General features: G+C 31.7%; 12 protein-coding genes and 1 pseudogene. 5 read left to right on the top strand and 8 right to left on the bottom strand.

What is annotated here, in order from left to right:
* Positions 1-372 precede the first annotated feature (372 nt).
* Positions 373-1,083: a CHAP domain-containing protein gene (locus MHI13_RS19055; protein WP_023351283.1), complete on the bottom strand. Its 711-nt coding sequence runs from the start codon at positions 1,081-1,083 to the stop codon at positions 373-375.
* A gap of 602 nt (positions 1,084-1,685) precedes the next feature.
* Between MHI13_RS19055 and MHI13_RS19050 the strand changes: the two genes are divergently transcribed.
* From MHI13_RS19050 to MHI13_RS19035, 4 genes are all read left to right on the top strand, one after another.
* Entirely contained in the window at positions 1,686-3,656 is a 1,971-nt protein-coding gene (locus tag MHI13_RS19050; protein ID WP_064210188.1) for a helix-turn-helix transcriptional regulator, read from the top strand.
* A gap of 35 nt (positions 3,657-3,691) precedes the next feature.
* The gene (locus MHI13_RS19045) at positions 3,692-4,420 is read left to right on the top strand and encodes a transcriptional regulator, SarA/Rot family (protein WP_064210189.1); all 729 of its coding nucleotides are present in this window, start codon (positions 3,692-3,694) and stop codon (positions 4,418-4,420) included.
* 36 nt (positions 4,421-4,456) lie between these two features.
* The gene (locus MHI13_RS19040; protein ID WP_002432947.1) at positions 4,457-4,780 is read left to right on the top strand and encodes a PH domain-containing protein; all 324 of its coding nucleotides are present in this window, start codon (positions 4,457-4,459) and stop codon (positions 4,778-4,780) included.
* A gap of 388 nt (positions 4,781-5,168) precedes the next feature.
* Entirely contained in the window at positions 5,169-5,510 is a 342-nt protein-coding gene (locus MHI13_RS19035) for a SarA family transcriptional regulator (protein WP_340761811.1), read from the top strand.
* A 110-nt stretch (positions 5,511-5,620) separates the two neighbouring features.
* Here the strand turns inward: MHI13_RS19035 and MHI13_RS19030 are convergent, their stop codons facing one another.
* From MHI13_RS19030 to MHI13_RS19000, 7 genes and pseudogenes are all read right to left on the bottom strand, one after another.
* Positions 5,621-6,457, bottom strand: coding sequence for an urease accessory protein UreD (locus MHI13_RS19030; RefSeq protein ID WP_047796593.1), 837 nt, complete (start codon positions 6,455-6,457; stop codon positions 5,621-5,623).
* Positions 6,457-7,071 (bottom strand): urease accessory protein UreG, encoded by a 615-nt coding sequence (gene ureG, locus MHI13_RS19025; RefSeq protein ID WP_002453820.1) that lies wholly within the window; start codon positions 7,069-7,071, stop codon positions 6,457-6,459. Before ureG ends, MHI13_RS19030 begins: the two co-directional genes overlap by 1 nt.
* Positions 7,072-7,083: 12 nt before the next feature.
* Positions 7,084-7,773: an urease accessory protein UreF gene (locus MHI13_RS19020; RefSeq protein ID WP_002432764.1), complete on the bottom strand. Its 690-nt coding sequence runs from the start codon at positions 7,771-7,773 to the stop codon at positions 7,084-7,086.
* On the bottom strand, positions 7,766-8,218 hold the full coding sequence (gene ureE / locus MHI13_RS19015) for an urease accessory protein UreE (RefSeq protein ID WP_002432939.1): 453 nt from the start codon (positions 8,216-8,218) through the stop codon (positions 7,766-7,768). The genes MHI13_RS19020 and ureE overlap by 8 nt, the downstream gene beginning before the upstream one ends.
* 11 nt (positions 8,219-8,229) lie before the next feature.
* Positions 8,230-9,944: pseudogene (ureC, locus tag MHI13_RS19010) on the bottom strand (urease subunit alpha).
* Positions 9,944-10,351 carry an urease subunit beta gene (locus tag MHI13_RS19005; protein ID WP_064210190.1) on the bottom strand — a complete coding sequence of 136 codons (408 nt, stop codon included), beginning with the start codon at positions 10,349-10,351 and terminating at the stop codon, positions 9,944-9,946. The pseudogene ureC and the gene MHI13_RS19005 overlap by 1 nt, the downstream one beginning before the upstream one ends.
* A 13-nt stretch (positions 10,352-10,364) precedes the next feature.
* Complete coding sequence (locus MHI13_RS19000; RefSeq protein ID WP_064210191.1) at positions 10,365-10,667, bottom strand: urease subunit gamma; 303 nt, start codon at positions 10,665-10,667, stop codon at positions 10,365-10,367.
* 256 nt (positions 10,668-10,923) lie between these two features.
* On the opposite strand from MHI13_RS19000, the gene yut reads away from it, so the two are divergent.
* Positions 10,924-11,823, top strand: coding sequence for an urea transporter (gene yut / locus MHI13_RS18995; RefSeq protein WP_064210192.1), 900 nt, complete (start codon positions 10,924-10,926; stop codon positions 11,821-11,823).
* The last annotated feature ends 149 nt before the right edge of the window (positions 11,824-11,972 follow it).

The raw sequence follows: 11,972 nt of genomic DNA, 5'->3' as shown, positions 1-11,972 counted from the left end.
GTGGAATATACTAAATATGTTGAAACAATATACATAGATATAACTTGTAGCGATTATATCTAGTGTTGGTTTTAGCATATTAATATCCTTCTATATAGTGATTGTATTTATTTTGTAGCGCAATAAATACTTGACTGTATGTAACGAATTCTTTTATACATCTTAATTATCAATTTTAAAATGATATAGAAAGACTAAACAAGAACATTTGAATTTGTTTTAGAAAAAACTATTTTTAGCCTATTACTTTCTAAGTAATAGGCCTTTTTTATGTTTAATTATTTTTAAATTGATAGGGCATTCAATGAATAAAAAAAGCATTCATACCTAAAATGGAATGAATGCTTGACGTTATTAAATATAATTGCATTATTAGTGAATATAATTATAAGAAGCAGCTTGACTAGCTGAGATAGTACGTGATGTTACAACACCTACACCGTGGCCATAGTTCATTTCTGAAACAGTAATTGAACCATTGCTGTTGACACTCTCAACATAAGCAACGTGACCAAATGCACCTTGTGAAGTTTGTAAAATCGCACCTTGTGAAGGTGAGTTATTTACTGTATATCCTGCTGAAGCGGCAGCGTTTGCCCAGTTATTAGCGTTACCCCAAGTAGAGCCAATTTTTCCACCAACTTTATCATATACATAGTATGTACATTGACCTGAAGTATATAAGTTACCACCTGCTGAAGATGCGTTTGATAATGACACACCATTTGAAGATGGAGCAGAAGTTGTTGTTACATGTACGTTACGACTTGTTGAAGAATAGTTAGCACCTAAGCCACCAGTTTGGTTATTAGAATTACTATAATTACTGCTATTGTAATTATTATTTGAGTAGTTACTGTAACTATAATTGTTATGAGAATTTAAACGATCTGGGCTCCAGTTACCTTTCCAAGTGTAGTGGTAATCTCCTTGTTGATCGATAGTGTATGAGTAACTATATGAAGTTGGATCATTTGGATTATAACCACCATTATTTTGTTCTGCTGCGTGAGCATCGTTGTGTGCAAAAGCGAAAGTAGCGATTCCCGCAGTTGCGATTGTAGCTGTAGCGATTTTTTTCATTGTTAAATATCCTCCTGAGAATTAAATTATCTTTTTTATTTAATAGTCATGTGACCAATGAGTTACTAATTTCTTTCGTTCTTTTTTAACGACAAGCAATACTTTATCAGAAAAAAGTATGCTTGTGTGGCTTGTTAACGTTTTGTAATTTTTTGCTAATATTGTTACACGGTTTGTTATAATCCAACATTTTAGTCGAATCTGTTGGAAAACGATTATGACGGCATTTTATTTTTATTTGAATTAAAAAACATATTTTGTTGTTACAACACTGTAAAATTACAGAAAATTCTTTAAAGCAAATGTATTTAAATATTTATTGAATTATATATTGAATAAACTAGATGATGTTTGTCTGTTCAATAAATCGTTTGTGTGGATATTGAAAGATTTATTAAGGATATTAATCAAAAAATAATAGGTAAAGCTATTTAAATTAAAAATAAAATTGATATAATATTAATCTAATTTGCTACAGCTAAAAATTTAAAGATTGTATAATTAAGAATGAAATATAGATGTTGTCTAGTTAAATTTAGTTTTTAACAATCGGGGAGAATTTTAATAAACAAAAACACAATACTACATCGTGAGGCAGACATATGAGAGAGAATTATTCGATACGTGTTTTTAATCAATTAGCTATTAAAACAACTAAAGCATTAAATGTAAGAGTATTCTATTGTTTACAAGGTAAGAGTGAGTTAACTATTAATTTGAACAAGTATGAATTAATTAAAGATGAAATTGCATTCGTACTTTTAAATGATACATACTCATTTAAAAGTGAAAATGATTCAATTTGCTGTGTTATTGATATACCTTATGATTCATATCTTAGAATTGCGAATAACTCAATGTTATCTAATGGTCTAAAAATAAATAAAAATGAGCAAGAAAGAGTTAAATTTTGGATAATAAAGTTATTGGAATTACATACTCTAAAAAAAGCTTACAAAACAGAGGCCAATAAATTAATTCTGTATTTAATGGTTGAACTAAGTCATTTTGAGAATACTGACCACCCATTTAATCAAAAAATGTACATTTCAGAAGAAATTCATGAATATTTAGTTAATCACCATGAAAATAAAATAAATAAGCAAGACTTAGCTAATGCAGTTCAGTTATCTAATCAAACACTTACAAGTATGTTTAAAGAAACGCCCTTTCAAACATTTAACCAATACCTTAACCATCTACGTTTAAAGTTTTGTCTAAATGATATTTTAACTACACGTCGACCGATAGAAGAGATAGCAATTGATCATGGCTTCCACCATTATTCTCGATTTATACAATTATTTAAAGATACTTATGGAAACACACCTAAATTAATTAGAAGAGATTATATAGCAACGTCTATCTTCCAAAATAAATCTGAAGAAATTGATTTAAATCGACATATTCTAAAGTCCCTAAGTGAATTCAGAGAAGAAACTTCACTTGAAATAGAAGAGCGTACAATTAAAGTGGCAGAAAGTAACAATATATTTCAATCACCGGACTTTTATATTGAACACATTAACAATAATTATTTTGACCAATGTTCATTTCTAAACATGAAAAGAGCACTAAATATCAATAAAGGAAATGTACATTATATAGTAGATTTAAATTATAAAGATATATTTAAAGATAGAGAGTCGTTTATAAAAGAGTTGTTACAACTTCTTCAATTTATATCTGATTTAAATATGCATCCTATATTTAAAGTATCAACTTCAAGTTCAGATGTATTTAACTCAACAGAGAAAATGTCATTTCATCAAGCATTGGAAGTATTATTTATATTTTTGCGTCAATTTAATCATTTTCAATTAGGTTTTTTAATAGAAGAAGTTAAGTGTAGTTTAATCCACCAGTTACAACAATCTATTAATAAGTATTTTGATGATTATCAATTGATTTATCGAGTAAAACCTGGCCAATATGAAGAGTTAGGTTTAGCGCGAATAGTAAATGATGTGGATAAAATAATGATACCGATTAACTTATTAGAGGTCCTCGATATTCATCAGTCTAAAATAATTATTGAAGTAGACCAATTAATAAAAAATAAGGAAAAACTACTAAATATACAAACAATTGATTATATAAGATTATTAATGAATCAATATGATAAAGTGAGTGGTTTATCGTTACCTTATTTAGAAAAATATGTGGTAGTTAATATAGCTCAACAAGAGCCGAATGCATTCCAGTTAGTATCTTATGTAATCAGTATGTTAAACCAACTGAGAGGCGAAATAGTTTATAGAAATAACCAGATGGTAATGACTCGATATAAACACGAGTATCAAGTAATTACATATTTTTTAAATATCAAATCAAAGATGAATGTGAATCAATATCGATTAATTTTTTCAGATATTAAACAACTCAATCATGCAGAGGTAGAGTATTTCGATATTCAAAGGTATGCGATAAGTGAGAACAATAGTCTGGACAATCTAATGCTTTATCATCAACACCATTGGTTAGCAAAATTAAATTTCAAAGAAATTTCAACATCTTCGATAGAAATTCCTAAAGATAGTATTGCCCATATTAAATTTCTTATTTTATTGTAGAGCGTGGTTGGTTGCTAAGAGAGGATTGTCATCATATGCATCAACAGAAGATTAAAAGTTTTCTAGCTCACTTTGTATTAGATCACATTTCGATAGAATATTTGAGAGTTTCCTATAATTTAACGGTGGAACAATTAAAATTATTACAATTCATATACCATTTTACTGAGAAACATAAAGAAGGATTAAGTTTGAATGCTATTATCTTTTATAGAAATTATTCAAAAAACCATCTTCTTAAATTAATAAATCAACTATATGATTTTAATTGGCTCACTAAAAAACGTGATCCGCTTGATCAACGTCGATTAATCATATGTCTATCAGCAGTGCAACATGAAAAAATAGCGCTTATGTTTGAGGGTTTTAAATCATTTTTAGAATTAAAATCTAAATCCATCGCTTACATTAATCAACATACTGCACTTCCTTATTATTTAAATTGTCATGACCAATTTGAAAGCATTGAAAAAGTGCCATCTCAAGACCAGCTATCTTTAGAAGAGTTATATATATTAGGGCTACTGATTATTAATAATGAACCATCCACTTATAAAAATATTAAAGCTCATTTATTAAAAGGGGTTGTTACAGTCAGCCCTATCATCAAAAAATTGTATGCCAAAGGATATATTAATAAAAGTAGAAGTACTGAAGATGAGAGAAATATTGTTTTAAGTGTTAATGAAGAAAAAGTGGACTACATTAAATCAACCATTAGTGAATGTTACAATAGCTTGGAAACGGGAATAGAACGACTATAAAACAAAATTGATTTGATAAAGTAAGGAGAATAGATAATGATTTTAGATAATGTAAATCCGGACGATTTGTTCCCAACTGAAAAGAAAGGACCTTCTGTTTTAGGTATCATTGAATACAATGTACAGGGGCAAAGTGAATTTGAAGGTGCATTCATTGCTACTAATGAACGTTTGATTATGAATGTAGATATGAATGGTCAATTCTATTATAGAAATATTAGATATGATGAAGTAAATCAAGTGGAATTTGATGGCAAAGATATTATGTTTGAATTTAATATCGGTAAAGTGCCTATGAAACAAATTAAAACTGAAGATGTTCAAGCATTTGTAGATTATGTTAAACAGAAAATTCAATAACTAGTATATGCTAAGTTATTCATTAATACTCCAAAATATTGGTATGCTTATGAACAGTAAAGAATAGTAAACAATAAAAACCACTCTTGTCGACTATGCGATAAAGCTAATTAAACTGATAGGAATTATATAAAATTTTAAAATTACTATGATGCAATTAGTGTTATATAAATTGGATTATAATTTTTAAATTACATCAAATTCACTTATATAAATGTATAGGTTAAGAAATAAATCTATAAATGCATTTTGTAGTAATAAAAATATTGAATTTTTATACCTATTTGTTTAAAATGTATTTTGTAACATGGGCGGAGAAATTTTCGGTTAGATAAAATACATGTGAACCTTGCTACAACAAGATGTGCATCAGAGGAGTGGTTTTAATATGGGAAAAATCAAAGATATCAATGATTTGATCAATGCTACATTTCAAGTAAAAAAGTTTTTCAGAGATACTAAAAAGCAATATAATTTAAATTATGAAGAAATTTATATTCTTAATCACATTTTAAAAAGTGAATCTAACGAAATCTCTTCTAAAGAAATTGCTACATGTTCAGAATTTAAACCTTATTATTTAACTAAAGCATTACAAAAATTAAAAGACTTGAATTTATTATCAAAAAAACGAAGCGTGCATGATGAAAGAACAGTTATTGTATTTGTAACAGCGGAGCAACGAGAGAAAATTAAAAAATTAATTGTTGAATTAGAACAATATATTTAAAAAATACTAGAGAACTGAAGTTTCATGTGTGTTTTAAGGATGAAGATTTCTAAAAAAAGACTAGGTCTACTATCGGAATAGTATGCCTAGTCTTTTAATGTGAATAATAGTTAATATTTTCTTAAAAAATCTATTTCGCGCTGATAAAGTACTTGAGCGATATATGATTGAACTTTCGTTAATATTTTTTCGATAGTTTGTGTACGATTCGCTAAAATACGTATTGCAAGTCCGTGTGTGGGTAACTGTGTAATGCCTAATCTACAATTCAATTCATTTTCATAATGCGAAACTTGTTTATAAATATCATCAATAAGATTCTGATTTACTTTGGGATGAATAAAATAAGCTGAGCCTAAATGTGTATAGTCTTCCATATAGCCTATTGAACTAAGTTGATTTTTCTCAGGGTTTAATAGCATATTATCATATGTGACTAACTCGTCTTCTACGTAAATTTCATTAATTAAGTGCATATATTTATAAGTGAAATCATGATCGTCTGAAGAATAGCCAGGCGTTAGAATATCTGTGTAAAACATAGAACTTTCAGCTTCTAAACGAAACGTATTATGTTGATAGAATTTCGCATTTTCATAAGCGATAATTGGATCGGCTACAAATTCCATATAAGAGTGATTCGCCAAATTGAAAGATTGATATTGTTCTACGCGATCATTTAGTGTCTTGTATATTTTTGTGGCGCCTTGAGATGTTAAGGTAACTTGGGCGTTTTCTTCAAGATTTATGTTTAGACGATACCGATCTCCATCTAAATAGCCACCACCTACGTTAACAATATAAAATGTTGGAATTGTAGATTGATTAAGATACACAGGACGAAGGACTTTCAGTGCTTTCTCAAAAAAGATATTTCGAGCAACGGAACGATGCCCGTTATTAAAGACTGTTAAGTCGAGTTCTCCTGTCCATTTAGATTGTGCCATTAAGCTAATCCTTTAAGTAGTGTATCTCGCTCAATCCATTCAATCACTTCATCTAGACCTTCATCCGTTTTCAAATTAGTGAAAGCGAAAGGGCGGTTACGACGAAAGACTTTCGTATCTTCTGCCATTTGTTCTAACGAAGCACCAACATAAGGAGCTAAATCTGTTTTATTTATAATGAAGAAATCAGATTTAATCATTCCTTGTCCGCCTTTGCGAGGAATTTTCTCACCTTGAGCCACATCAATAATATAAATTGAAAAGTCTACAAGTTCAGGACTAAAAGTAGCTGCTAAATTATCGCCACCAGATTCAATGAAAATGAGTTCAATGTCATCATTGCGTTCTAATAATTCATCAATAGCAGCAAAGTTCATAGAAGCATCTTCACGGATTGCAGTATGCGGGCAACCACCTGTTTCTACACCGATAATTCTATCTTCAGGTAGCACACCGCTATTGACTAATATTTTTTCATCTTCTTTAGTGTAAATATCGTTAGTTATGACACCGATACTCATTTCTTGAGATAGACGTTTAACAACTTTTTCTATTAATTGAGTTTTACCTGCACCTACAGGTCCTCCAATTCCAATTCTAATTGGTTCAGCCATAAAATATGCCTCCTATGATATAAATATTCTCACATTCACGTTTTCATGTTCCATTTGGTTTAGTTCTAATCCTGGAGCAGTCATACCAAAATCAGATTCTGCTAGCTCTAATATGTGTTGACGTGTTTTTTCAATATATGGAATCATGTTCGTTACGACTTTTTGTCCGGCAGTTTGACCAAGAGGGATAGCTCTAACAGCGTTCTGAGTTAAACTAGATACGTTTTGGTATAAATAATAATCTATGATTGTGTCAATGTTCATTCCTAAATGATGACCTAAAATAGTAAAGCATATCGCAGGATGTAGCTTTGCTTTTTTGAGATTCATTTGTTCATGATACCACTGGATCCACGGTGCATCATAAAGTTCCATTGCCAATTTAACCATTCTCGTGCCCATTTGTTTCGTACCAACTCGAGTTTCTTTAGGCACACTTTGAACAAATATTTTTTTATCGATGTCCAAAATTTTTGTCTGATTATTATTTTCTAAAGCATCGTATACAATTCGCATTGCCAAACCATCTGAATAGGTCAACTGTTCATTTAAAAAGAGTGTAAGCCACTGTGTAAATGATTCAGCATCATGTACCGTCTGTCGTTGAATATAAGTTTCAAGACCAAATGAGTGACTAAATGCACCAGTCGGAAATTGAGAATCACAGAACTGAAAAAGTCTTAGATGTTGATGATCAATCATGAGAATGTCCTATATGTCTAAATGCTTGATTTACCTTTCTATCTTCATGATTAAAAGGAATACCTAATTGCTTAAGTAAATCTTCAACTAAATAGTCATATTGAACTAACATTTCAGTATCTGTAAATTGTGCTGGAAGGTGACGATTTCCGAGTTGATGTGCAATATCTCCCATCTCTTTAAGGTTTCTAGGCTTAATTACTAATAAATCTTCAGAGTTTACGTCGACCACAATCATATTTGTTTCATCTTGGTATAAGATATCGCCGTATTGTAAATCAATCGGTTGTTTTAATCTGATACCTATTTCATTACCGTGATCAGTTTTGACACGTTGAATTCTTTTTACTAAATCAGAGTTCTCTAAGTAAACTTTTTCAATGTGTTTTTGTTTCTCTTCAGGAGATAAATTCGCAATGTTGCCTTGAATTTCTTCGATAATCATTTGTATGCCTCCTAGAATAAGAAGTATCTTTGAGTTAATGGTAATTCAGTAGCAGCTTCACTAGTGATTTTTTCACCATCTACAAATACTTCATAGGTTTGTGGATCTACATCTAATTTAGGTGTAGCATTATTATTTTTCATATCTGCTTTAGATAACTGACGTATATTTTTAACAGGACGAACCACGCGTTGTAAATTTAATTGACGGGATATACCATTTTCGTAAGCAGTGTTTGATACAAAAGTCATTGCTGTATGAGTGATGTTACCACCGTATTGACCATACATTTTACGATATTTTTGTGGTTCTGAAGTTGGTATAGAACCATTGGCATCACCGTTCACAGCTGAATTAATTAGCCCCCCTTAACGATGAGTTCAGGTTTAACACCGAAGAATGCTGGGTCCCACACGACAAGGTCGGCAAATTTACCCGGTTCAATTGAACCAACGTAATCTGAAATACCATGAGTGATAGCAGGGTTAATTGTATATTTAGCAATATATCTTTTAATACGATTATTGTCATTATATTCAGAGTCACCTTCTAGTAATCCGCGTTGCTCTTTCATGCGGTGGGCAACTTGCCAAGTACGAATAATCACTTCACCCACACGTCCCATTGCTTGTGAGTCAGAACTAATCATACTGAATACGCCCATATCTTGAAGTACGTCTTCGGCCGCAATCGTTTCTTTACGAATTCTTGAATCTGCGAAAGCAATATCTTCAGGTATAGAAGCATTTAAATGATGGGTAATCATTACCATATCTAAGTGTTCATCTACGGTATTATGTGTATAAGGTAGGGTAGGATTCGTAGAGGACGGTAAAATATTTGGATAAGCAGCGGATTTAATTAAGTCTGGAGCATGTCCGCCACCAGCACCTTCAGTATGGTACATGTGTAACACTCTATTTTTAACAGCTGCCATCGTATCTTCCATAAAGCCAGCTTCGTTTAACGTATCCGCATGAAGTGCGATTTGGATATCAAATTCGTCTGCGACATCTAATGCATGACTTAATGCTGAAGGCGTAGCACCCCAGTCTTCGTGTACTTTAAGACCGATTACACCAGCATGAATTTGTTCAATCAGCGCTGTATGATTTACGGCCTGACCTTTACCAGTAAATCCTACATTAATAGGGAGTTCTTCTGCGGCTTCTAACATACGATGTATATGCCATGGGCCTGGAGTCACAGTAGTTGCTTTAGTACCTTCAGATGCACCAGTACCACCACCAATATGTGTAGTAATACCGCTCTCAAGGGCTACTTCAGCTTGTTCCGGATTGATAAAGTGTACGTGTGTATCTATACCTCCGGCTGTAACGATTTTACCTTCTGCAGCGATAATGTCAGTGTTTGAACCAATAATAATATCTACATTATCCATAATATCAGGATTGCCTGCTTTACCAATTTTGAAAATGTAGCCATTTTTAACTCCAATATCTGCTTTGACAACTTTGTCATAATCGATAATTAGGGCATTCGTTAATACAAGATCTGCTACGTTTCTATCATCTCGGGTCACATTCGGATTTTGTGCCATGCCATCGCGAATCGATTTACCACCACCGAAAGTAGCTTCATCACCGAAATTAGCATAGTCTTTTTCAACTTGTGCGAAAAGGTTTGTGTCTCCTAATCTCACTGAATCACCAACGGTAGGACCGTATAAGCTTGTATACTGAGATTGTGTCATTTTAAAACTCATTATTGCTTACCACCTTTTTTATTCGCATTTTGTTCGCCTTCATCACTGAAAATGCCAGCATTTTCGTCATTTTTACCAGTTGGACGATAGACGCGTTCTTCGTCTATATCACCATTGACCAAACCGCGGAAACCAAAGATTTTACGATGACCAGCATATTCAACAAGTTGAACTTCCTTTTCGTCACCAGGTTCAAATCTAACAGCAGCTCCAGCAGGGATATCTAAATGCTTTCCATAAGCTTTTTCGCGATCAAATGCTAAAGCTTTATTAGCTTCAAAGAAATGAAAATGAGAACCAACTTGGATAGGTCTGTCACCTGTGTTCTTTACTTCAATAACAGTTTCAGGATGATGTTTATTGATTTCTATTTCTGTACTTTTAACTTTTATTTCACCAGGAATCATTATATAGTCCTCCTTAAACTATCGGATGATGGACAGTAATTAATTTAGTTCCATCTGGAAATGTTGCTTCGATTTCAATTTCTTTTATCATACTTGCAACACCGTCCATGACATCGTCTTCATTTAAAATCGTTTTGCCATAGCTCATTAGTTCAGCAACAGTTTTACCATCTCTTGCTCCTTCAAGTAGTTCATCACTAATCAAAGCAAGTGCTTCAGGATGATTGAGTTTAAGGCTTCGTGCTTTACGGCGACGAGCAACTTCTGCAGCCACAACTATCATTAACTTATCTTGCTCTCGTTGTGTGAAATGCAAAAATAATCCCTTCTTTCAAAAAAATTTGCCTTGCAAAATTAATCTTAGAACGATTTAATTGAATAAACAAGTAATGAGGTAAGATAATTTTGTTATTTTAATAAAGATGTTTTACAATTAGTGTACAAATAACATCGAATATAATTTTTATCTAATATTTAAAAATATTCTATTAGAAAAATGATTATTAATATTTAAGATATTTTATTTTAGCACTAGAATATACTTAAAATTTTTAAGAATTAAGGTGAAAGAATTGAAAACAATTGAAGTAATATTGAAAAATATCGCACAGGTATTATTGATTAATAGTAAATGGACTGGTTTATTAGTATTGATTGGTTTATTTGTTGCGAATTGGAAAGTGGGTTTAAGTGCACTTCTTGCTAGTAGTATTGCTTACTTTCTTGCACCGTATATGAACTACTCACAAGAAGAAATTGACAATGGGTTAGCAGGATTTAGTCCGGTACTAACTGCTATAGCATTAATATTATTCATAGACAATAATTGGAGTGGTGTATTAATTGCGTTAATTGCAACAATATTAACACTACCTATGGGTTCAGCAATTAGAGAATTTTTGAAACCATATGGTGTATCTATGCTAACTTCACCTTTTGTCATTATGACTTGGATTACTGTATTAATACCTGGACAAGTTAAACATTTAACTACTGAACTAGATATCATTCCTGGTCATATTAAAAAAGCGTCATTTGATCTTGGGAATGAACATATCCAATTTTTTAAATCTCTTATAGAAGGGTTTAGCCAAGTATTTCTTGTACCAAATTTTATAGGTGGTTTATTTATCCTAGTTGGTATATTTATAGGTTCTAGGAAGGCTGGCATTTACGCAGTTATTGCTAATCTTGTGGGTTTCGTCATCGTTGGATTATTAGGTGGTAATTATACAGACATCAATGAAGGTTTATTCGGCTATAATTTAGTTTTAACGGCAATTGCACTAGGTGTTACTTTTAAAACAACGATGAATAGCTATTTGGTTACAGGTTGTGGTGTATTGTTAACAGTATTTATACATCTTGGATTAAATACGTTGCTTGAACCTTTTGGTTTGCCTGCATTAACCATGCCGTTTATTTTAGCAACGTGGTTGATGCTGTTTGCAGGAGAGAAACATCGCACTTAAATTATTTTGCTGAAGATGTAGTTCGATTTAGGAAAGTTGTTCGCTAAGTTAAGTGTTAAATATTAATTACGTGATGTAGAAGATGAAGCCTTGGATGATACAATTTGGAGATCATTCAAGGCTTTTTTAGAGGGTTCGGAAATATATTT

This window comes from Staphylococcus sp. FSL K6-0223, from assembly GCF_038008285.1.
The sequence above is the reverse complement of the archived record's forward strand: the minus strand, read 5'-3'. Positions and strand labels throughout refer to the sequence as shown.

Bases quoted from the DNA above. Each gene is read 5' to 3' on its own strand.
- MHI13_RS19055 (WP_023351283.1), bottom strand. From the start codon at position 1,083: ATGAAAAAAATCGCTACAGCTACAATCGCAACTGCGGGAATCGCTACT.
- MHI13_RS19050 (WP_064210188.1), top strand. From the start codon at position 1,686: ATGAGAGAGAATTATTCGATACGTGTTTTTAATCAATTAGCTATTAAA.
- MHI13_RS19045 (WP_064210189.1), top strand. From the start codon at position 3,692: ATGCATCAACAGAAGATTAAAAGTTTTCTAGCTCACTTTGTATTAGAT.
- MHI13_RS19040 (WP_002432947.1), top strand. From the start codon at position 4,457: ATGATTTTAGATAATGTAAATCCGGACGATTTGTTCCCAACTGAAAAG.
- MHI13_RS19035 (WP_340761811.1), top strand. From the start codon at position 5,169: ATGGGAAAAATCAAAGATATCAATGATTTGATCAATGCTACATTTCAA.
- MHI13_RS19030 (WP_047796593.1), bottom strand. From the start codon at position 6,457: ATGGCACAATCTAAATGGACAGGAGAACTCGACTTAACAGTCTTTAAT.
- ureG (WP_002453820.1), bottom strand. From the start codon at position 7,071: ATGGCTGAACCAATTAGAATTGGAATTGGAGGACCTGTAGGTGCAGGT.
- MHI13_RS19020 (WP_002432764.1), bottom strand. From the start codon at position 7,773: ATGATTGATCATCAACATCTAAGACTTTTTCAGTTCTGTGATTCTCAA.
- ureE (WP_002432939.1), bottom strand. From the start codon at position 8,218: ATGATTATCGAAGAAATTCAAGGCAACATTGCGAATTTATCTCCTGAA.
- MHI13_RS19005 (WP_064210190.1), bottom strand. From the start codon at position 10,351: ATGATTCCTGGTGAAATAAAAGTTAAAAGTACAGAAATAGAAATCAAT.